Source organism: Microvirga aerophila, assembly GCF_003332305.1.
Taxonomy (GTDB): domain Bacteria; phylum Pseudomonadota; class Alphaproteobacteria; order Rhizobiales; family Beijerinckiaceae; genus Microvirga; species Microvirga aerophila.
In genome coordinates this window covers 21,424-42,053 of sequence record NZ_QOIO01000030.1, presented here as the reverse complement: position 1 = coordinate 42,053, position 20,630 = coordinate 21,424, and the positions used below count along the sequence as shown (strand labels likewise).

Annotated in this window: 17 protein-coding genes and 3 pseudogenes; 9 read left to right on the top strand and 11 right to left on the bottom strand. The window is 59.9% G+C overall.

What is annotated here, in order from left to right:
* Nucleotides 1–17: 17 nt before the first annotated feature.
* Nucleotides 18–932, bottom strand: a complete 915-nt coding sequence (locus DRB19_RS17095) for a cyclase family protein (protein WP_162815727.1) — start codon at nt 930–932, stop codon at nt 18–20.
* 470 nt (nt 933–1,402) lie between these two features.
* Between DRB19_RS17095 and DRB19_RS17090 the strand changes: the two genes are divergently transcribed.
* The 5 genes from DRB19_RS17090 to DRB19_RS17070 all read left to right on the top strand — a co-directional run bounded on the left by DRB19_RS17090 (nt 1,403) and on the right by DRB19_RS17070 (nt 7,377).
* Complete coding sequence (locus tag DRB19_RS17090) at nt 1,403–2,101, top strand: RraA family protein (RefSeq protein ID WP_114187240.1); 699 nt, start codon at nt 1,403–1,405, stop codon at nt 2,099–2,101.
* A 410-nt stretch (nt 2,102–2,511) separates the two neighbouring features.
* The gene (locus DRB19_RS17085; protein WP_114187239.1) at nt 2,512–3,882 is read left to right on the top strand and encodes an ABC transporter substrate-binding protein; all 1,371 of its coding nucleotides are present in this window, start codon (nt 2,512–2,514) and stop codon (nt 3,880–3,882) included.
* A gap of 9 nt (nt 3,883–3,891) precedes the next feature.
* Nucleotides 3,892–4,776, top strand: a complete 885-nt coding sequence (locus DRB19_RS17080) for a carbohydrate ABC transporter permease (RefSeq protein WP_114187238.1) — start codon at nt 3,892–3,894, stop codon at nt 4,774–4,776.
* Nucleotides 4,776–5,609 (top strand): carbohydrate ABC transporter permease, encoded by an 834-nt coding sequence (locus DRB19_RS17075; RefSeq protein ID WP_114187237.1) that lies wholly within the window; start codon nt 4,776–4,778, stop codon nt 5,607–5,609. Before DRB19_RS17080 ends, DRB19_RS17075 begins: the two co-directional genes overlap by 1 nt.
* A gap of 151 nt (nt 5,610–5,760) precedes the next feature.
* A complete protein-coding gene (locus DRB19_RS17070) occupies nt 5,761–7,377 on the top strand; it encodes a GMC family oxidoreductase (protein WP_245439595.1) in 1,617 nt (538 codons plus the stop codon).
* 185 nt (nt 7,378–7,562) lie between these two features.
* Here DRB19_RS17070 and DRB19_RS17065 read toward each other — a convergent pair whose 3' ends face one another.
* A complete protein-coding gene (locus DRB19_RS17065; RefSeq protein ID WP_114187235.1) occupies nt 7,563–8,519 on the bottom strand; it encodes a LysR family transcriptional regulator in 957 nt (318 codons plus the stop codon).
* Between the two features lie 155 nt (nt 8,520–8,674).
* Here DRB19_RS17065 and DRB19_RS17060 point away from each other — a divergent pair, with 155 nt between their 5' ends.
* Nucleotides 8,675–10,360: a GMC family oxidoreductase gene (locus DRB19_RS17060; RefSeq protein ID WP_114187234.1), complete on the top strand. Its 1,686-nt coding sequence runs from the start codon at nt 8,675–8,677 to the stop codon at nt 10,358–10,360.
* A gap of 16 nt (nt 10,361–10,376) precedes the next feature.
* Nucleotides 10,377–11,351, top strand: coding sequence for an SMP-30/gluconolactonase/LRE family protein (locus DRB19_RS17055; RefSeq protein ID WP_114187233.1), 975 nt, complete (start codon nt 10,377–10,379; stop codon nt 11,349–11,351).
* A gap of 16 nt (nt 11,352–11,367) precedes the next feature.
* Here DRB19_RS17055 and DRB19_RS17050 read toward each other — a convergent pair.
* Together DRB19_RS17050 and DRB19_RS17045 are read right to left on the bottom strand one after the other, a co-directional pair.
* Nucleotides 11,368–11,784: pseudogene (locus DRB19_RS17050) on the bottom strand (transposase); the annotation flags it as partial.
* 213 nt (nt 11,785–11,997) lie between these two features.
* Nucleotides 11,998–13,021, bottom strand: a pseudogene (locus DRB19_RS17045) (IS110 family RNA-guided transposase).
* Between the two features lie 100 nt (nt 13,022–13,121).
* On the opposite strand from DRB19_RS17045, the pseudogene DRB19_RS31885 reads away from it, so the two are divergent.
* A pseudogene (locus DRB19_RS31885) lies at nt 13,122–13,388 on the top strand (hypothetical protein); the annotation flags it as partial.
* On the opposite strand, the gene DRB19_RS31880 reads toward DRB19_RS31885, so the two are convergent.
* The 5 genes from DRB19_RS31880 to DRB19_RS17020 all read right to left on the bottom strand — a co-directional run bounded on the left by DRB19_RS31880 (nt 13,382) and on the right by DRB19_RS17020 (nt 16,670).
* Entirely contained in the window at nt 13,382–13,846 is a 465-nt protein-coding gene (locus DRB19_RS31880; protein WP_114187231.1) for a DNA-binding domain-containing protein, read from the bottom strand. The pseudogene DRB19_RS31885 and the gene DRB19_RS31880 overlap by 7 nt on opposite strands.
* Nucleotides 13,792–13,923, bottom strand: coding sequence for a hypothetical protein (locus tag DRB19_RS31515; protein ID WP_276330616.1), 132 nt, complete (start codon nt 13,921–13,923; stop codon nt 13,792–13,794). Before DRB19_RS31515 ends, DRB19_RS31880 begins: the two co-directional genes overlap by 55 nt.
* Before the next feature lie 16 nt (nt 13,924–13,939).
* On the bottom strand, nt 13,940–14,593 hold the full coding sequence (locus DRB19_RS17030) for a DUF4286 family protein (protein ID WP_114187230.1): 654 nt from the start codon (nt 14,591–14,593) through the stop codon (nt 13,940–13,942).
* Between the two features lie 59 nt (nt 14,594–14,652).
* Nucleotides 14,653–15,468 carry a sugar phosphate isomerase/epimerase family protein gene (locus tag DRB19_RS17025; RefSeq protein ID WP_114187229.1) on the bottom strand — a complete coding sequence of 272 codons (816 nt, stop codon included), beginning with the start codon at nt 15,466–15,468 and terminating at the stop codon, nt 14,653–14,655.
* Nucleotides 15,469–15,641: 173 nt separating this feature from the next.
* Nucleotides 15,642–16,670, bottom strand: coding sequence for a TRAP transporter substrate-binding protein (locus DRB19_RS17020; RefSeq protein ID WP_114187228.1), 1,029 nt, complete (start codon nt 16,668–16,670; stop codon nt 15,642–15,644).
* Between the two features lie 461 nt (nt 16,671–17,131).
* On the opposite strand from DRB19_RS17020, the gene DRB19_RS17015 reads away from it, so the two are divergent.
* On the top strand, nt 17,132–18,193 hold the full coding sequence (locus DRB19_RS17015) for a LacI family DNA-binding transcriptional regulator (RefSeq protein ID WP_114187227.1): 1,062 nt from the start codon (nt 17,132–17,134) through the stop codon (nt 18,191–18,193).
* A 301-nt stretch (nt 18,194–18,494) separates the two neighbouring features.
* Here DRB19_RS17015 and DRB19_RS17010 read toward each other — a convergent pair whose 3' ends face one another.
* Both DRB19_RS17010 and DRB19_RS17005 read right to left on the bottom strand, forming a co-directional pair.
* The gene (locus tag DRB19_RS17010) at nt 18,495–19,400 is read right to left on the bottom strand and encodes an NAD-dependent epimerase/dehydratase family protein (RefSeq protein ID WP_114187226.1); all 906 of its coding nucleotides are present in this window, start codon (nt 19,398–19,400) and stop codon (nt 18,495–18,497) included.
* 781 nt (nt 19,401–20,181) lie between these two features.
* Nucleotides 20,182–20,520 (bottom strand): DUF3024 domain-containing protein, encoded by a 339-nt coding sequence (locus tag DRB19_RS17005; RefSeq protein ID WP_245439594.1) that lies wholly within the window; start codon nt 20,518–20,520, stop codon nt 20,182–20,184.
* Between the last annotated feature and the right edge of the window lie 110 nt (nt 20,521–20,630).

The window sequence follows — 20,630 nt, the reverse complement described above, 5'->3', positions numbered from 1 at the left end:
GCCTCGTTGCGGACCGCTCACTTCAGGGCCATTGCATTCGCCGGAGAGCCGACGCCGCCCCTCAGGTTGAGCGGCATGGAAGCGAACATGCAGGTCAGCCGGCCGGTCTCGGCGCTCTCCGCCGCCAACTCGTCCAGGTCGAACAACTCGCCGAGTACAAGCCCGAGCCGGGCGATGCTGAGGTGGAGGCTGGGCCGCCCTTCCTGGAACGGCAGGATCTCGACGGAGGGATTGTCGCAGGCGACCGCAGCGACTCTGTTGTCCCACAGGAACTGCCACATCGACAGGTCGCCGGACAAGCCGGAATGCTCGCGGCCGCGGAACACGCGCTCGCGGCCCTCCTGCGATTGGTTCAGAAACAGCTCGAGCCAGCCTGTCCGAACCAGGAGAATGTCACCGGGAACGAGCGTGATCCCTGCATGGGCAAGGCATTGCGCCAGCTCCGCAGCGCTGACCTCGTAGCGTCCGAGCGGCGACCACTCGCGACCCTGCTGGGCGAAGAGCACCGGCAGATCGACGATCACGCCGCGGGTTGCGATCCCGAAGCGTACGTAGTGCTCAATTCCGTTCTTGGTGCCCTCGCGCTGGGTTACTTCGGCGTCGGATACGCCATTGTAAAAGCCGTATCCGGGATCGCCCACATGGGTCAGCCCGTCCCATTGGGTTGAACCCTGCGTGTAGAAATCGTCGATTTTCTCGTCGCGGATGAGAAGGCCGGAATGGTCATCCTTGATCAGCGTCTGGTTGGGCGCCTTCCGGCGCCGGTGTGCGCCGCAGCCCAGCGTGCCAAGCGGAAGGTGCAGGGGCAGGTTCAGGTTAAAGCGCCGTCCGCTTCGCACCAGCTCTGCCGCCCGCGCAGTGGCTTTGGGGCTGATGTTGTTCAGCATCCCGATCTGATCATTCTCACCCCAGACACCGCGGGCGAAGGGCAAGCCCTTCTCGTCCCGAGGAAGCTCATTGAATTTTGGAAATGATCCCATCACCTAACACTGCCGCATGTATTGTTGGGCGGAAAAACCGCTGGGTTGATGGGAGGCGTAGTACATCGCGCTCCGCCCGGGGGCCAATGCCAAATGCGGATTGTCCGATGTGATTTGCTTATCGCCCAAGTGCCGCTTTTGTTGTAGACTCGCCCCGTGAGCCCCGGACCCGAAAGTGAGATCCGCTTCTGGCGGAAAACCGGGAAAGTTTCCGCACGATGCTCCGGGAGGGCGCATCGTTCTCTGCGGAAAACCGGAGCCACTTTTCCACACGATGTGCCAAGGAGTCGCGCCTGGATGACGTTGGCGCATAGTTCTATTCTGAACAAACATTGGCGTCGGATTGTTGCGACTTTTATGAGTGAGTTGACCGGGTACGTGAGCAGCGGACCCGCCATATCTGCGCCATATGAGAGAATTTCATGTCAGTGGGTTTTAGAATATTCAACAAGATCAACCGTCCGGACAAGGCACTCGTGGCCCAATTCGAAGGACTGCCCGTTGCCAATATAGGCGACGAGATGAACCGGTTTGCGTGCATGGACGCAGGCATCCGTCCGCTTAACCACGCGCCGATGCTGGGTACTGCGTTTACGGTTCGCGCTCGGGCCGGCGACAATCTCGTACTCAACCGTGCCATTGACATGGCGGAGGCGGGTGACATCATCGTCGTCGATGCCGGCGGCGAGAGCACGAACGCCTTGATCGGCGAGAACATGATCATGTGGGCAGAGCGCCGCGGCATCGCTGGTCTGATCGTCGACGGCGCAGTTCGCGATCTCGGCTCAATCCGCGAAATGACCTTTCCCTGCTATGCGCGCCACATTCAGCCGAACGGCCCCTACAAGAATGGCCCCGGCGAGATCAACGTGCCGGTTTCCTGCGGCCGCCAGATCGTGCATCCGGGTGACATCATTGTCGGGGACGCAGACGGCGTCATCGTGATCTCGCCTGCCGATGCCGAACAAGTGCTTGATCGGGCAAGAGCAAAGCTGAAGAAGGAGATCGCCACGAGAGAGGCGATCGTTGCCGGAACGTGGGATCGCTCGCTTTACACCCCGGAAGCGCTGGAGGCGATGGGGTGCGAGATCATCGACGATTCTTGCTCCGCGCGCCTATAAGGTCCGGTTGCGACCTGTGACATAGCGCAACGATCAATGCGTAAGGAAAAGACGATAGAGCATCGGATTATCCTAAAAATCGATTCAACGTTTGGGTCCGAGGCTCTAGGAGTCTGGCCCGCTTCTTGGCGTATCGCCGGCCATGGATCCAGACGCGGGACCGAGGAGTAGATGGCATAGAAGCACTACCATATTCTGCATGGCCCGATCACAAAACGGCATTATCCTTCGGAAAATCCCATGAGTATGGTTCTCGACCGGGAAGGATGCACCGGAAACCCTGACGTATCGCTCTCACGGAAGCGAAGACTGGACTTGATGCAAACAGCACCATCGTCACGCCGCTGGCACTGAAGACAGGGGTTCGGCGGTAGTCAGTATAATCAAAGACGCAAATCGGGAGGTAACACATGTCAAGCACTAGGCGATCATTTCTGAAGATGACGGGCGGATTGGCCGTCGCGGCGGCTGCTCCCATCTCCTCGGCCGGCGCGCAGGACGTACGCAAGGTTCGGCTCATGCACACCCAGGCCGGTGATCCACCGATGCGCAAATGGTATATCGATGCCATCCAGCAATATAACCAAACGAACAAGGGCGTTGAAATTGTCGCCGAGTTCATTCCATGGACCGATGCCTATCCCAAGGTCCAGGCCGGAATTCAGTCGGGTTCGCCGCCGGACCTGATTCATGGCGATCCTTTCGCCTATGGGGCGCTCATGTCCTCCAATCTTTTGGAGCCCATGACGGACGTCATCAAGGAAATAGGCTGGGACAAGGACATGTTCCCGAATGCCCGTGTCATCCTGCAAGACGGCAACGATTACCTGGTCCCGACCTGGATTGAGGTGCTGGGGCTGTTCTATCGACAGGATTGGCTGGCCGAGAAAGGCATTACCGCGCCATTCAAGAGCTGGGACGACATCATCGCGGCCGCCAAGGCGCTGACCGAGCCTTCCAAGGGCCGCTGGGGCATCGCGATGGGACTTAAGCGCGCCGGCAAAATCGGCGACGACTTCGTCTCTATCCTCTATGGCCTGGGCGGTCACCTTTACAATCCGGACCGCACTCCGGCGGCCGACACGCCGGTATTCAGGGAGACGCTCGAGATCGTGCGGCGTCTTTGCGAGTACTCGCCGCCCGACGCCGTGGAGTGGGAATATGCAGGCGTTCGCACCGGCTACAAGAGCGGCAAGGTCGGTCTGCATATCTACGAGCCGCGCACCATGACGGAAATCCTAGGTCAGCCCTTTGGCGGCTACGGCTCCGGCTTCCCGCAGCTGCTCGATGTATCCGGATGGCAGCTGCTGCCTTCGCGCTCCGCCGCCGAATGGCCCGAACAGGCGATCGCGCGTGGCTCACTCGAAGGCTTCACGATCCTCAAGAACTCGCCCAACAAGAAGGAAGCTGCCAAATTTGTCGCTTGGCTTCTGCAGGATCGCAGCCGCTACATCAGCATGCTCCAGACGGTGCCGCTGATGGAGCTGCCGGTTCTCTCCTCGGTGGTCGACGATGACACTTACTGGGATCACGTGTCCTATAAGCGGGTGCCCCAGTACGTACCGAGCCTGAAGGAGGCGGCAAAAGGCTTCGGTCGCAGCAAGATCGTCAACCGCAAGATGGATGTGCATGCAAACGGAGTGGTCATCCCTGAATCCAGCGTCGCGCTGGGCAGCCTCGCGGTGGATGACGCCGTTCTGGCCTACGTCCTTGAGAAGCAGCCGATCGATCAGGTGATCAACACACTGAACGAAAAGCTGGCGCGTTTCGTAAAGAGCTGAGCCTAGATCATGGTCGATGCCACATCACCGGGAAAGCGTGCCGTCCGTATTGGGGACCATGTGCTGCCCATCGTCATGCTAGCCCCGTTGCTGATCCTGTTCGGGATAACGTGCCTGTACATGATCACCAACAGCTTCCAGACCAAAGAGCTCTTCCAATCGGTTGGCTCGGCAGGGTTCGCGAACTATATCGAAATCCTCCGTTCACCGCGGTTCTGGAGCAGCGTGCGCTTCGGCCTGCTCTGGGCCTTCGAAACTGTGATCCTGCAGACCATCGTCGGGTTCGCGCTGGCGCTTCTGCTGAATGAAGTGTTCCTAGGGCGAAGCGTCGCCCGAGCGGTCATCTTCATTCCATATCTCCTGATGGGGCCGGTCACGGCCCTATTATTCCTACTCCTGTTCGGCAGCACCTTCGGCCTGTTCGCCGTTTGGCTGCGCTCCATGGGGTTCAATATCTACTGGTACGGCAGCGACTACGCCTCGTTGTTGCTGACCATGAGCGCGGTGTGGCACTATGCGCCGTTCTCCATGCTGATCCTGCTGGCCGGGCTGCAAAGCATTCCGGCCGAGCTGTATGAAGCGGCCAAGATCGACGGGGCGAACGTCTTCCAGCGATTCATCCACGTCACTCTCCCGAGCATGCGTGATGCGCTGTTCGTCGCTATCGTCCTGCGCATGATCTTCATGTTCAACAAATTCGATCTGCCTTGGCTGGTCACAGCGGGCGGCCCGGTCGGCAAGACCGAGAACGTTGCAGTCTACATCTATAAGCAAGCCTTCGAGAACTTTAATCTCGGCACCGCCAGCGCTGCAGGCACGCTGATGCTGGCGATGATCTGTGGACTGATTTTCATCCACTTCAAGCTTTATGAACGTTCAGGAAAGCAGAGCTGATGACCAAAAATAACCTTGGGCACCGGTTGATGCTGGCCGGGTCGCTGATCCTGGCCGTTTTATTCACGGCCGGGCCCGTGGCTTATCTGGTATTCTCGTCGTTCAAGCCCGAAGTCGAGATCCTGAGCCAGACGCCGACCCTGCTACCCGGTTATTGGAACCTGGATAATTACCGGCAGCTCTTCGAGGTCACAGAACTGGTGACGGGCGCCAAGAACAGCATCATCACGGCCTTGCTGGTCACGGCGATCACCGTGCTGTGCGCCAGCTATACGGCCTATATGCTCACGCGGGCAAAGCTGCTCGGGCTCGAGTTCGCCAGCAAGTTCCTGCTGTTCTGTTACGCACTGCCGGACGTGATCCTCGGCATTGGCTTCTACATCGTCTTTTCCCGCGTCGGCTTGCTGGACAGCTATTTCTCGCTGGCGCTGGGGCAGTCGGCCGTAACCGTGCCTTTCGGCATCTGGATGCTGTGGGCCTACTTCCGGCAGATCCCGGTCGAGATGGACGAGGCGGCCATCATCGATGGCGCAAACCGGCTCCAGGTCATTCGCCACGTCATCTGGCCCATCGCCATGCCCGGGATTGCCGCCGTTGCCGTGTACTCGTTCATCATCTCCTGGAACGAGTACACGTTGGCCAACATGCTGATCACGCGGGACGATCTGAAGACGCTTCCAATCATCATGGGGCAACTCGTCAAGCAGGAAGGTGCGTTCTGGGGCCTTGCCTTTTCGATGGCATCGCTCTCCCTGATCCCGGCCGTCCTCTTCGTGTTCTTCATGCTGAAGCCGCTTGTGTCCGGCTTGTCGGTCGGTGCGCTGAAGGGCTGAGCGCCAGCCCTTCAATCGAGCCTGGCACAGATCGCCCCGTGCTCCTTGGGGCAACTCTCCGATGCTTTGGCCGGTCAGTCACAGGCCGCCGGCAAGGGGAGCTCCCCCGACCTGGAACGGCGCCAATACACTCTACTCTGAAGGTCCGATAGTGCAGGAATTTGATTACGTCGTGGTCGGCGCAGGTTCGGCGGGATGTGTCGTTGCAGCACGGCTCAGCGAAAGCGGCAAGTACAGTGTTGCACTGCTCGAGGCGGGTGGCGAGGACGGTCAGTTCTGGGTCGAGGCGCCGCTCGGATTCGGCAAGCTCTATAACAGCCCCTTGCTGAACTGGGCTTACGAGAGTGAGCCGGAGTCTGGTCTTGGCGGGACTCGCAGCTACCAGCCGCGAGGCAAGCTGCTCGGCGGGACCGGGTCAATCAACGGCATGGTCTATATGCGAGGCCGGCGCGAGGATTACGACGGCTGGCGAGAGCGCGGCAATGTCGGGTGGGGCTACGACGACGTATTGCCGTATTTCAAGCGAAGCGAGGACAATATCCGCGGGGAGGGCCCTTTTCACGGAGCGGGCGGCCCCATCGCCGTGGTGGATGGCCCGCACCACGAACTGGGCACTGCCTTCATCGAAGCGGCGGAGGCCTGCGGGTTCGCACGCACTGCCGACCATGCCAGTACCCGGCATGACGGGTTCGGCGTTCCCCAGATGACCATCCGCAAGGGGCGCAGAAGCAGCAGCGCCACCGCCTATCTGCGACCCGCCCGCAAGCGGCCGAACCTGCGCGTGATCCTGAACGCGCTGGCGACCCGCCTCATCATCAAGGGCGGCGTTGCCACTGGCATCGAGTATCAGGCCGGCGGGCGACGGGCGACCGTCTCTGCCCGCAAGGAAGTGATCGTCTGCACGGGGGCATTCAACACGCCGCAACTGCTTCAGGTATCAGGCCTGGGACCGGCCCAGCTGCTGAAGGACAACGGCATCCAGGTGATCGCAGACCTGCCTGGGGTCGGGGCGGACCTGGAGGATCATTTCGGCGTCAATATGGTGTTTCGCTGCACGCGGGCGATCACCATCACCGACCAGGTGCGGAACCCCTTGCGCCGCATGGCGATGGGCCTCCAATACCTGGCGTTGCGCCAGGGATCGATCGCCACTCACGGCACCTATTGCACCGGCTATGTACGCTCTGATCCTGCGCGGCCTGTTCCGGACGGGCACATTTCCCTGGTTGGCTGGGCGCGTGCCGGGAACGGCCGCAGTGATTCCGGGTTCGGGCTAGTCGACTATCCAGCCTTCTCGCTGACGACATCCATTCTTCAGCCGGAGAGCCGTGGCAGCGTTCGGATCAGGTCGGCGGACGTTTCTGTCGCACCCGAAATCCGGTTCAACTTCTTCCAGTCGCCCAGAGATCACGCGACCCTGCTCGGTGTCATTCGGATTGCTCGGCGTATCGTCGCAGCGGAGCCGATGCGGGACTACGTGTCGGAGGAAGTGCTGCCCGGTGCGGTCATCCGGTCCGATGACGACCTGCTGGAGTTCTGCCGCACCTATGGCCGGTCGACCCATCATGCCGCGGGCAGCTGCAAGATGGGCGTCGGCCCAAACGCCGTCGTCGATCAACGCTTGCGCGTGCGTGACGTGCACAGCCTCCGCATCGTGGATGCGTCGATCATGCCGACGATGGTCTGCGGCAACATCAACATGCCGGTCATCATGATCGCCGAAAAGGGCGCCGCGATGATCCTGGAGGATGCAAACGCGTCCGCCTAGAGTATTTTTCGGCGAGGTGGATTCGGCTCACCGTCAAAATTGCGGCCTGAGGAAAACAGAGACACCGGCGCCAGCATTATTGATCCGGCTTGGGTGCAGTTGAAACACCGGCAGTCATGAATAGGATCGAATAGCCCAGCCAGGCTCCGGCACAGTTCAAGATCACCCAAGCCGTCTCTATAAGACTAGGTGTATTTTTCCTTGGCCATGGCGCGGATCTCGTCCCAGAATGCTTCGCTCGCCGCCGTATCGGGGCCGATGCGGCGGATCGCAACGATGTCGACCGGAATCTGTGCCTCCGGTGGTCCGGCATGGACCAGCGCGCCAGCTGCCAGTTCGGGGCGGATGATAATCTCGGGCAGCCAGGCGATGCCTCGGCCTTCCAGCACCAGCCTTTTCAGCACCACGGCCTGCGAGGTGAAGACGACCCGCATCGGAACAGGCGGAGCCAGTTCTTCCAGCCGGGCGCGGATCATCCGGCCGAAGCCGGAGGCGGCGCTGTAGGTGAGAAAGGGCAGTTCTTTCGCCGACCTGTCGAAAAGTGAATACCGGGCCTCCTTGTCCGGCCCTTGAGACGAGACTGGGATCAGGCGATCGCGTCCTATCACAAGTTCCTCAAAATTCGTCGAGCTCAGCCTCGTGATCACGCCCGGATTGGCGTGACAGACGAGAATCTGCACCTGGCCTTGCTGGATCATCTCCTCGCAGGCGAGGCGTGTATTGATGCTTTGCTGGATGGGGCCGAGCTCGACTCGCGCCTCCACGCGGCGCAGCCAGTCAGGAAAGAAAGTCAGTGACAGGACTTGGGTGGTGGCGAAACTCAGGGTGGCTGCCTCGGCGTTCTTGGCGGCGCGTGCCGCCGCCCGGCCAGCCGCGAGATGGCGAAGGGTTTCCTCTGCAATGGGCAGGAAGACGCGCCCTGCTGGTGTCAGGGAGATGGGCTGCGCGCTGCGATCGAAAAGGTCGACGCCGAGCCACTCCTCCAGGCTGCGGATGCGGCGGCTGAAGGCCGGTTGCGTCATATTACGTTGTTCGGCCGACCGGGAAAAGTTGCGGGTTTCAGTGAGCACGCAGAAGTCCTGCAGCCAGGACAACTCCACTGAGCGATTAAGCGACGTTATGCTTTCATCGAATTTCTGCATTGGCTTCGCATTTTTGTCGAGGCTAGAACATTCCTACCGATCTTTTCCGGACCATACATACATGACAGGGCATTTCCAGTCACGCTTATTGGCCATTTTCCGGAATTCCGATCCCGCGAAGGTGACGGTTGCACGGTCGGCAGAAGGGTCTATGAATGATTTACGATGTCATTGTTGTCGGTGCTGGAACGGCGGGCTGCGTGCTGGCCGGGCGGCTGTCCGCGCGTAGCGGATTGCAGGTCTTGCTCATCGAAGCGGGCATGGATATCGCGCCCAACGACGAGCCGGACGATATTGCTGACAGCTATGCCGGCCGCGCCTACCTAAACGAACGCTATCGCTGGAACGACATCAAGGCCCAGAAGCGCCCGCAGGGAGGGCCGGCGCGCAATTACGAGCAGGCCTGCATCATGGGCGGCGGCTCAAGCATCAACGGGCAGGTCGCGCTGCGCGGCGCACCGGAGGACTACGACGCGTGGAGCGCGCTGGGTGCGAGCGGTTGGAGTTGGGAAGATGTGAAGCATTATTTCAAGCGACTGGAGCGCGACTTCGACTTCGAGGGCGAAGATCATGGGGCCGCGGGCCCCATCCCGATCCGGCGCATCTTTCCGAATCAATGGGACGGCTTGGCGGCCGCCACGTCCCAAGCCCTGCATGCTATGGGCTACGAGCAGTTGCCGGACCTCAACGACGGCTATCGGGAGGGCTTCGGCTCGCTTCCGATTTCGAACGCCTATGGACGCCGCGTCTCCTGTGCCACGGCCTACCTGCCGAGTGCGGTGCGCCATCGACCGAACCTGCGGATCATGACCCACGCGCGCGTGCGGCGCATTAATCTGGACGGCTGCCGGGCGGTCTCGCTTGAGGTGGAGAAGGACGGCGTCCACGAAACACTGAGCGGGCGTGAAATCATCGTCTCGGGTGGCGTCATGAATTCGCCGCGGCTTCTCCTGCAATCCGGTATCGGCCCGGCAAGAAGTCTGCGCGCGCTTGGCATCGAGACAAAGGCCGATCTTTCCGGCGTCGGAGCCAATCTCCAGGACCACGCGGCGATTTCCGTCTCCGCCTACCTGCAGCGCGATGCTCGCTTCAACGAGCGCATCCGCCGCCACGCCTACCTGAACCTGCGCTACTCGTCCGGCATCCCGGGCTGCCCACCGGCGGACATGGTGCTCAACCCGGTGTCGCGCTCGGCCTGGCATCCGCTGGGGGCACGTCTTGCCACCTTCCAGGTCTTCATCGGCAAGCCGTTTTCGCGTGGCCATCTCGAACTCGCAGGACCGGGAGAAGACGCTGGCGTCATTGCGCAGCTCAACTTCCTGTCGGACCAACGCGACTGCGATCGTCTGATGCACGGCATGCGCCTGATCCATCAGCTGGTCGGTCAAGAGCCCCTGCGCTCGATTGCCTTGGATCCCTTCCCATCCGCCTACTCGCCCTCCGCCCAAGCCATCGCTCAACTCACGCTAGTCAACGCCGCGATCACGAAAGTGGGGGCTTTGATGCTCGATGGGCCGGATGCGGTGCGTCGGCAATTCATCCTCAAGTTCATCACAGGCGGCAAGACGCTGAACGGGTTGGTCGCTTCCGATCGTGAGCTTGAGGCTTACGTGCGCGAGAATGTCAGCGTCGGCTGGCACGCCTGCGGCACCTGCCGCATGGGAGATGCAGCCGATCCCGCGGCCGTGGTCGATCCCTTGGGGCGCGTGCGCGAACTGGACGGATTGTGGGTCGCGGATGCCTCGATCATTCCGGAAATCCCACGCTCCAACATTAACATCCCGACGGTGATGCTGGCCGAGAAGATCTCCGACCACGTTCTGGCACGCCTTTCGGCATGAGAGCGGACACATAGCGATGAACAGCAACATGATCCCAGCCTCAGCCCAGCTCTTGCGTAACACTGAGCTTGAACATTTGAGCCTCAACGTCTCGCGGCCGGAATGTATCCTCGCCCTGCAATCGGGCGAGCTTTTCGTATCCGACGACCGGGGCGGGGTGACTCACATCCTGCCGTCGGGCGAGACACGCCTTGTCACCGGACGGGATCGACCGAGCGATTTCCTGCCCAACGGCATCGCATTGCTTGCCGATCGGTCACTGCTCATCGCCAATCTGGGAGCCGATGGCGGTGTCTGGAGGCTGTCGCCGGATGGCGAGCTGGCGCCATGGCTAATGGAGGTCGAGGGCCGCCGTTTGCCGCCGACCAATTTCGTCTCCGTCGACAGCGCCGGCCGGGTTTGGATCTCGGTCAGCACCTTTGTCTCGCCGCGCTGGGATGCCTATCATCAGGCCGGCGCCCGCGATGGCGTCATCATCCTCGTCGATGGTAGCAGTGCCCGTATCGTCGCCGGGGGGTTTGCTTATACCAATGAGGTGAAGGTCGACCCTTCCGGCCGCTGGCTGTACGTGAATGAGACCGTGGGGCGCACGCTCAGCCGCTTCGCCCTTGGGTCCGATTCAACGCTTGGCCCGCGCGAGATTGTCGCCGAGTTCGGTGTCGGCACCTATCCCGATGGCCTGGCTTTCGACGTGGATGGCGGCGTGTGGATCACCAGCGTCGTGAGCAATCGGCTATTCCGCATTCTGCCGGAGGCGAGGGCCCAGCACTTGATGTTCGAGGACGCCGATCTCGATCTCGTGGGCAGGATTGAGGCCAAGTTCGCCGCCGGCATTTTCCCTGGCCACGAGCCCGGCATGCATGGGATCTCAAGCCTCGCCTTTGCGGACCCAGACCTGAGGACGATTTATCTTGGCTCGTCGAAAGGAACGAGAATTTCTAGATTTCGGGTAGAGGTGCGCGGTAGCGAGCCGCCGCATTGGCGGTTCTAGTCCAAGGCCACAAGGATCATGCAGGATAGAGGCGGTGCAGTTTGTTTAGGGCCCGCGCAATGGTAAAGCGCCAATGCGCCGTGGCTCTCGCCTTGTTCCGTCCAATCTCCCATGCGGCGATTTCCTTTCGTAAGATCGCCGGCTCCGGAAGACGGCGGTTCAGGCATTGGCGGCTGAGCACCGCAAACTCCAGTTCGGCCATGTTGAGCCAACTCCCGTGCTTGGGCGTGTAGTGGAACTCCAGCCGTTGCTCTAGACGCCGCGCGTCAGCGGGTGGGAAGGTCTGGTACAGAGCGGCCGGGGGGGGGTGGGTACTCAGATTGTCGAGCACCACCGCAATCACGGGAGCTGCGGGATAGTGCTTATCCACGAGCGCCCGCATCTGCTCGGCAAAATCCTGGTTTGTCCGTTGCCGTTTCACCGCCACATCTCTTCGGATTCGGCACAACGGCCCTTCCATCATTGGGGCCGAAAAATGAAGTGGAATTATCTGAGCAGCGTCCTTCTGCACTCAGATGTGCGAGGAGCGTGCTCGGTTTCGAACTCACTTCATTCATCATTCCGCAGGGGACAGCCTCCCGCTCTGGTGCGGAAGCTCGTGGTTCGCCTTGATCTGAATACTCGTGATCAGCTAGGTCTGCCCAGGTCACCTGAACCTCCCGCGCCACCGGAACTCCATGCCGTCGCCACATGCGATGCATGATCACGGCCACACGCCTCGCCAGGGCGACAACGGCCATTCCGCTGCCGCGCCGCTGGGCCACCTTCATGGCCCAAGCCTTCAGCCACGACCACCGGGTGGACTGCCGCAGCATCGTCTGAGCCGCCTCAAACAGCAGCGTTCGCCTCATGCCATCCCCACAGAGCGAGATCCGGCCAACCCGATCACTCTTGCCGTACTGATTTCGGACGGGTGTCAGCCCCAGGACAGGTCTGACCGTTTTCGAGTTCCAGAACTGGGCCGGAATGTCGATGGGCGCCACAAAGGCCAGTGACACCACAGGACCCACCTTAGGGATGTTCATCAGACGCCGGACACCTCATCGCCTCGGGCGAGGTCCAGAAGCCTGTGGTGCAGAGCGGCGAAGTGCTCGCGCAGCTTGCGACGGGAATCAAGCAGCCGCTCGACAATCTCGGCCAGGTCCGGCAGGCCTGCAACGAGTTCGTGAATGCGCTGCTCGAACTTGACCGCTCCCACCATTGCCAACCGTGCGATCGAAGTTCAGCAACAGGCCACGGACGTCGTTCTCGATCGCGATGGCTTTCTCCTGCAGGAGCTTGCGGGCGGTCAGCAGCGCCCGCCGCTTCTGGCTGGTGAGCGTCTTGACGTGCACCGGGCGAAAGAGATTGACCCGCATCATCTGAGCGATGCCGCGGGCATCATCGCGGTCGCTCTTGTTGATCTGAGCTTTCGAGAAGGCTTCGGCGTGGCGCGTCTCGATGCACACGACTGGCAGGCCGGCCTCTGCCAGTCCGTCGAAGAGCCACTGCGAGAGCTGGCACGCCTCCAGCCCAATCCGCTCCAGGTGCCAGGCTGGATCCTGCCGGATCCGCAAAAGATCCTCCGGATGGGTGGCGACCTTGACCTCACGGCAGATCTTCCCAGTCTCGGCCAGGATGCACACGGAGGTTTCTTTGACCCCGATTTTCAAACCCGCATAGTGCTTCATGTTGCGTTTCTCCCACTGAGGCTCGAGGCCGCGACCTCGTTGTACCATCAGCCTGGAACGCTGCATCTCATGGCGACCTCGCAGGGGCTGCGGCAGGCCGAATACCTCATCTGAGAACTTTCACCTGCCCTTGCGCCGACGAGAGCCTGCGATGCAGGGCTTTCGATCTCCAGCAGGCTTACAAAGGTTCACCGCGGTATTCTCCGCCGTCCAGAACCCCTTCATACCACCGCGCTCTCGCCGCTCCGCTCTTGCCACCCATCTGCATCGTCTCAATGCCACGGCAAAATGGAAAACCGCGGTGGCATTGCCGCTTAACCAGTTATGCCGCCAGCCAGGGCTCATTGCGTCCAACGGCAATTATTGAGACGGCTTGGGTGATCTTGAACTGTCCCTGAGCCTGACTAGGCTTTCCGAGCCTATCCATTGCCGCCGGTGTTTCAACTGCACCCAAGCCGTCTCTATAACGTGACAAGCCCCAACTACGATGTGATCGATCTGCCAGACCTCATTCGAACCGTCAGCAGTGTAGGAGCCTGGGCTGGGAGTGACCTTCGCGAGAGCATCCCCCTCCCCTCGCCTGCGCGCGGTCTTCTGCAGGTCAAGTTCATTGACTCGGCGCTGGATTGTCCGACGGTTTGGTGGCCGCAAGCCCGCGACGCGACATGCATCATGCACCCGCTCGATCAAAGCTTTCAGGGTCGGGCGCTCCCGTCTGAGCCAGAAACACTCAATCTGCTCTGCAATCAGCTTCTCGACTTCTGGTTCATTCAATTGGCGCCCACGGGAATGCCGGTCGGCTGGGGCAGCAGGCTTGTGGCACACTTGGTCTGACGAAAGAAGGCCACGAGGTGGAACGGCGTTGACCGGGGAATGCCGAGTTGTTCGTGCGGCTTTGACAACGTCTCCTGTTACCTTCTACCCGTTTGACATCCCATGTAGTGCGCACACAGCCGTGTAGAGCGCGATTCCATTTTCCGGCAGCCCACGAAGATCTACCAAGGAAGCGAGGGCACCCTCCACTGAAGTTGAATCGAGGCCTTCAACAACAAGCAGTGACTGGAACGAGGTGTCACCAGATCGAATGCTCTTTTCGCGGGTGGGAATGGTCGTAGCTGGCGCATTGACCTCAAGCACACGGGCAGAAACGATGCGGTCGTGAGAAGTCAGTTTCTCGATAAGGCGCTGCGCACTTGCGTCATCCCGCCCGAAGGCGTCAGCATCCGGAACTGGCAATGCGGCGACAACTCCGCCCCAACCCGGTCCGGCTTCAGCGACGACCCTACCGCCACCCCGTGCAAAGTTGCCAAGAAGAGGCATGATCTTCTGCGACCACGGAGTCGGATTGTTCAAGCGAGTCAGGTAATCCTCGGATCCCACGACATCGGGCGAGGCAAGTTCGTACAGGATGAAATAACGCCGCACGTCTGGCTGGAGGGCTCGGAACACCCGCCCTGACAGGAAACCTTTCGTCCCTACCCGCTCCTGCAAGTGCTCACGTGTAAGCCAGTGCAGGTAATCGGTCTCGTTGCGATCGTCGATGTCGCTCCAGATCGCGAGAAAACCTGACATCCATTACTCTCCTAACCATCGGTGAATCTATCATTGAGGCCCGTTAACAGGCCCGGCGTTCATTGAACGGGATCGATTGTCTTACGCGCAGCCTCCAGTGCCATCCGGGCCCACTCTGCCATGCCAATGGCCGGAGTCCGAACCTCGTCCCAAACCTCGATCGAAATCGGCAAGTCGTCCGGCAGAACTGACAATATGCCATGGAGATCGATCCCCCCGTGCCCGGGCAGTAAACGTTCGTAGCGCGCCTGCCGAAGGATTTCCTCCATACTGTCCGGTATCCCAGCCGGCGCGTCGGACAGTTGTGCATAGTACAACAATGAGCGAGGCAGCGCGGCAATCTCGTCCAATGTTCCTCCCGAGCGTTCGTAATGGATCGCATCCACCAACACTCCGGCATTCTCGGGACTTCCAGCTTCGGTCACGAGCCGAACAGCAGTGCTCACATCAGGAACGGCGGTCCATGGCATGTACTCGATGTTCGGCCTTAGACCGAATGGCTTTGCGGTCTCGCAAAAGGCAGCAAAGGACTGGGCCAGACGTGTGGGATTGGGGTCGTCTCCAGCCACTAGGATCGCGCAGGCACCGAGTTGCGCCCCTATATCAAAGAATGGCAGAAACGCTTGTGCGTCGAAATCTTCATTGAGGCGCGCGATCTCGATATCGAGCACGGCGACGCCCGTGTCCTTCAGCCGTGCAAGCGTTTCGCGCAGCATCCCCGGATTTTCCATGAGTGGATACGCGATGACACCTGCTGCCGGGGACAGCAACCGCACCCCGACATAGTCATAGCCGGCGCGAGCCGCGACGTCGACCAGCTCCGGGGGCGTAAGCCGCTGAGCCGTAAGGTGAGCAAGTGAAATGGGGTGAGACAATGGCCGCTTTCCTTATGGATAAAGGTCGTGCGCCAAATGTGAGGTTTCGCACGCCGGCTTGAACGTGGGTAAAGTCGGTCGGTCCGCAACATCCAGATCCGTCGTCCCCGGCAGCGAGGTCACTCCAGCACTTCGCTGCCAGGAACAGCTTCTCCTATAAGGCGAGGCCTTTCCTACTTGCGTTCGCGTATCTTGTTGAGCTCGGAGCGCACTTCATTGACGAAGCTGTCGCCAACCTGCGTTGTATACTTCTCGACTACGGGCTGGACTATCTGCCGGAGCTTCGCGACTTCATCCGCGGACAATTCGTTGATTTGCATGGTCTTCTTCAGTGTCTCGAGAGACTCCGTGTCCTTTGCCAAGGAGCTCTTTCGTTGCTCGGCCTTCGCCTCGAACGCTGCCTCTTCGAGGATCCTGCGTTCGTCAGCAGAGAACGTGTCCCAAACCTTCTTGCTCATCAGGATAGGCATTCCGCTGTACGTATGCCTCGTCAGAGTGAGATATTTTTGGACCTCGTTGAATTTGGTAGCCTCAATGAGAGCAACCGGGTTCTCCTGCCCATCGACTGCCTTCTGCTCGAGCGCGGTGTACAGTTCAGGGAATGCCAGTGGTACCGCGTTCGCACCGAGCTTATTAAAGACTTCAATGTAGATCGGAATCTGAAGCGTGCGGAGCTTCAGGCCCTGGATATCCTCCAGTTTATTGATCGGACGCTTGCTGTTGGTGAGGTTCCTGAATCCCAGGTCCCAGATTCCAAGGCCGACAAGTCCGTGCTCGGGAAGCTTGTCCATCAACGTCTTGCCGATTGGACCATCTGCAAGCGCGTGAGCTTCTTGAGCATTGTTGAACAAGAAGGGAAAGTCGAAAACCATGAACTCCTTGACGAGAGGAACAAGAGCTCCCGTTACCATAGTTGTCAGTTCGACTGTTCCGCCCCGCGCACCGGACAGGTTCTGATTGTCGCCTCCGAGGGTCGCGTTGGGAAAGAGGTTGACCTTGATCTTTCCCCCGCTCTTCTCACTGACGAGATCGGAGAACCGTTGAGCCCCCATACCCATCGGGTGCTCTTTTGCCTGGCCGAAGGAGAACTTCAAGGTACGATTTTTGATGTCTTGGGCGTGGCCGTCGTTTCCTGCGGACAGCAAGGCCGTAACAGCAACTGCGCAGAACCCAGCAATCAATTTTATCTTGGACTTTCTCACGTGTTTCCTCCTATGTGAAAAATAGGTTTCGAAATTCAATCTGGCTTTTTGCCGCCATGTTGGTGGGTTGGCGGGCGAGTGGCCCGTGCGCTCTGGCGTCAAGCGTCTGAAGCAGATTTCGAAGCATCGACGCACGCGCTTTGGCAGGTTGGTGTGCGCGGCTGACGTGCCGGTGGTCCGGCCCGATCGGGCCCGGAATGGGAATCGTTGGCGATGGGTGTGGCGACGCTGCGCTGCAACGGTCACAGTGCATTTGTTTCTCCCGACTGGCTGCGCCCGGCGGCCGTTGCGGGCTCTGTTTGGAAGCGCTTCCATACTTAAAACGCTTAGTTTTGGTTCGTCAAGGTTTTCTTGGAAGCGCTTCCATTGTCGCTTAGCGTGCGATGCTGTAGAGTTGGTGCTGGCGTCGTACGTTGGCTGGGTTCGGGGCCAAGGGATTTGCGGCAATCGAAGGGTGAGCCTTGGGAGACACGACGATAAGAGATGGCAAAGCCGCGGTTCGCATCTCGGATGTCGCACGACATGCCAATGTCGGGGCGGGAACGGTCTCGCGCGTAATCAACGGTTCCCAAAGTGTTGCCCCTGAGACTCGCAAACGTGTCCTGGCAGCGGTGCGCGAACTGGGCTATGTGCCCAATCTCGTAGCCCGCAGCCTTGCCGCAAACCGCACAGGCATCATTGCAGCAATCATTCCGGTCATAGGATACACCCAGCACGCCCAGGTCATTCAGGGATTGACCGAAGTTCTTCACGAACGTGGAACGAACCTGATGATTGGCGCATCCGGGCATTCGCCGGAGATGGAAGAGAAAATCGTCGGCGCGTTCCTCGCACGGCGTCCCGATGCGTTCTATCTCACGGGCACTTGGCACACCGATGTGACTCGCGAGCTGCTCAAGGCAAGTGGACTTCCCGTGATCGAAGGCAGCAACCTGACTGAGACCCCGATCGACATGGTGGTGGGGTACTCAAATTTTGCCGCAGGGCGAGAGCTTACCCGATTGTTGGCACTGCGTGGTCATCGACATATTGCTCATGTGACGACCAAGTATGAACCAAATGATCGGATCACCGATCGCTTGAATGGCTATAAAGCTGCGTGTTCCGAGTTTCCGCGCGCGCAACAGCCCATTGTGATCGAATGCGAGAACAGCTTCGAAGGTGGAGCCGAGGCAATTGCTCTAGCGCTTAAATTCGATCAACGGATCGATGCGTTGTTCTGTGCAACTGATCTAATGGCGGTCGGAGCTATTCTTGAGTGCCAGAGACGTGGGATTGAGGTCCCCACCCGGTTGGGTATTGCAGGCTTCGATGATCTGCCGATCGCCTCTGCCGTCGTCCCATCGCTAACAACCATTCATGTTGATCGCGTCGAGATGGGGCGAAAGATTGCCGAGGTGTTGCTGCGCCGAGTCGAGGGCGAGTCGCTGCTGTCCCACGAGATTGACGTTGGGTTCGAGATCAAGGAACGCAACAGTACCTTTACCAAGGGAGAGAAACGACGCAATCGGTCAACCGGGTGAGATTGCTCTCATCTGTCGCCCGCCATCATCAAGCAGGACGGCTTTCCGAACAGGATGATCATAGGCTTCTTCGCGGAAGGGTTGCTCTGGGGCCAGGGCATTCCGCTACCTGTTTGCCGGCCGCCGCGGTCTCCTTGATGGTGTGGCGTTCGAAACACTGGTAAAGAGCACCGATACCTTTCTTCGCCGGAGAAGCTCTCGTAGCTGTTTCGAAGTTGCCAGGGTATCGTGATGGGAAGACGGAAGAGCCTGGGAATCCCAGCAGGCCGCTCGACCGCCTCCCCGTTCCTTCAACGCTCCCCTAAGCGACTGCAGCGACTTGGTTCTCATAGAACGCAATGGTTCGCTTGAGGCCGTCGGCGAGCGATGTCCTCTGTAATGTGCCCAAGGTTGCCTCGACGTCATGGGCCTCGAGGTCTGCCGCGATTGGCGGCTGATCGCCTTCTGCGGACAGCTTGGCATTTGGCACGACCCGTCGGATCTCGGCGACGATCGCGTCAATGCTCACCAGGTCGCCTCGGAGATTGAAGACATGCGCGCCAGAAACAGGCCGCAGCAAGGCGGCTTCAAAGGCGGCTGCTACATCATCGACGAAGATTATGTCGGTGTCACCCGTGAAGGGAATGACGTAAGCTTCACCTTCGGCGACTTTGCGGCAGGCGATCGAAGGTCCGGCCGACGATCCCAGCTCACGTCCAGGTCCATAGACCGTGAGCGGACGAAACCCCACGCTCGCAATTTCGTAATCGGCAGCATAAGCCCGGGCAACACCCTCACAGGCGAGCTTGAAGGTCCCGTACAATGTCATCGGAAATGGTACGACGCCGTCGGATGGGCCGAACACCCCAGCGCTGCTAGCATATGCAATACTCTGAATGCCGTGCTGCCGGGCAGCCTCGAAGACGTTGATCGTTCCGATGAGATTGACGTTTGCACCGCGGATCGGATCGGCGCGGCACGCTGGCGTCAGGAGGCCTGCAAGGTGGGCGATCCGATCGCAACCGTCACTTGCTGCTACCACCTCCTCAGCTCGGGTCACGTCGCCTATGCGCCATTCCACCGCTTCGGCCTCAGGCCCGACGATCAGACGGAGCAGTCTTCGATCATCGTTACGGTCGAAAATGCATACATCATGCCCTCCTGCCAAAAGCCGTTTGGCAATCCATGCGCCGAGGAATCCGGCGCCACCGGTAATCAGGATTTTCACGAATATAACTCCTGTGTGAACCAACTTTCTAACTTGGGGCCGAGCTGCAAGAACCCATCCGTCCGTAGGTAGCTTCAGGGTTCGTTCGGGTGGAGGCCGAGCCCGGTGACTTTCCACCGGCTGATCAGGACTGCACAGCGGCAGTTTGAGACTGGCTTCCGACCGAGTTAAGCCAGCGTGATCTCCAAGTCATCCAAAGTTTCTTCCGCCATGCCGGACGATCTGAGAAATGCAAGCACCGCGAACATTGCCGTAGGGCGACATCATGTTTTGGCGTATCGATATGTGGTGGATTCAAAGCCGGACCCCGAGCCGCAGCCGATCCCAGCGACACGTCGTTTGGTATTCCCAGGCTTTAGCAGGTCGGCGTCGTTGTCGACGAACGCGCCGGTGCTCAGGCCCAGTTGGGCTCGGAGCGGGATGGCTGACGCAGGATGCGGTGACGCCGCGCTGTATGGGTCATAATGCATGGTTTCCTCTCGACTGCACGCACTCGGGGGCCTTCATCGGCAACATCGATGCTATTTGGAAGCGCTTCCATAGGTAGAACGCTTGGTTTCGGCCCGTCAAGTCCTTTTTGGAAGCGCTTCCATAACCTATTGCGTTTTAAAGACCTAAGAGGCTGGTAGAACCGAGTAAATACGAGCTAGGCGGGGAGCGGTGCGCGTGTGGGCGAGCGCGCTCAGTCGAGAGCGGTCTGCTTCTGTGAGAGGCAGAACTGACAAAGTCGCATGAGCCTTCAAGCTTCCTTGATCCAAGCCAATCGGGCGTCAACGGCTCGTCACACCGGATGCGGATAGCGGTCGCTCTCGATCAGGCGCAAGGCCTCTGTGAGAGAAACAGAGCGGTAGAGGCAAAACCATTCCTCCGTATGCCGATGCCATGACACATCAAAGCAGTCGCGGTCGACATACCCCAGACTTGCGAAGGGTGCATCGAACTTGGGCTCGAGCGCGTCCGGATCGTCAGAGCGGAAGCGCTGCAGGAAGCGGTATTTGTTGCTATGCCATTTGCCCGTGATGGCGACCGGGTAGCTGAAAGAGGTGGGCCGGATTGCGGGCAGGAATCGCGGACGCAGAACCTCGGCCAGAAGACGTTCGCAGGCGGTCGTAATTGCCACCTTCTCCGGCTCCGGTGGCTTCTGCCCCACCTGGGAACGAACCCGGACCCATTATCTCCCACCCATAACGGCTCCGCGACTATGATCCTGGCTCAAAGTTACCTCGGGGT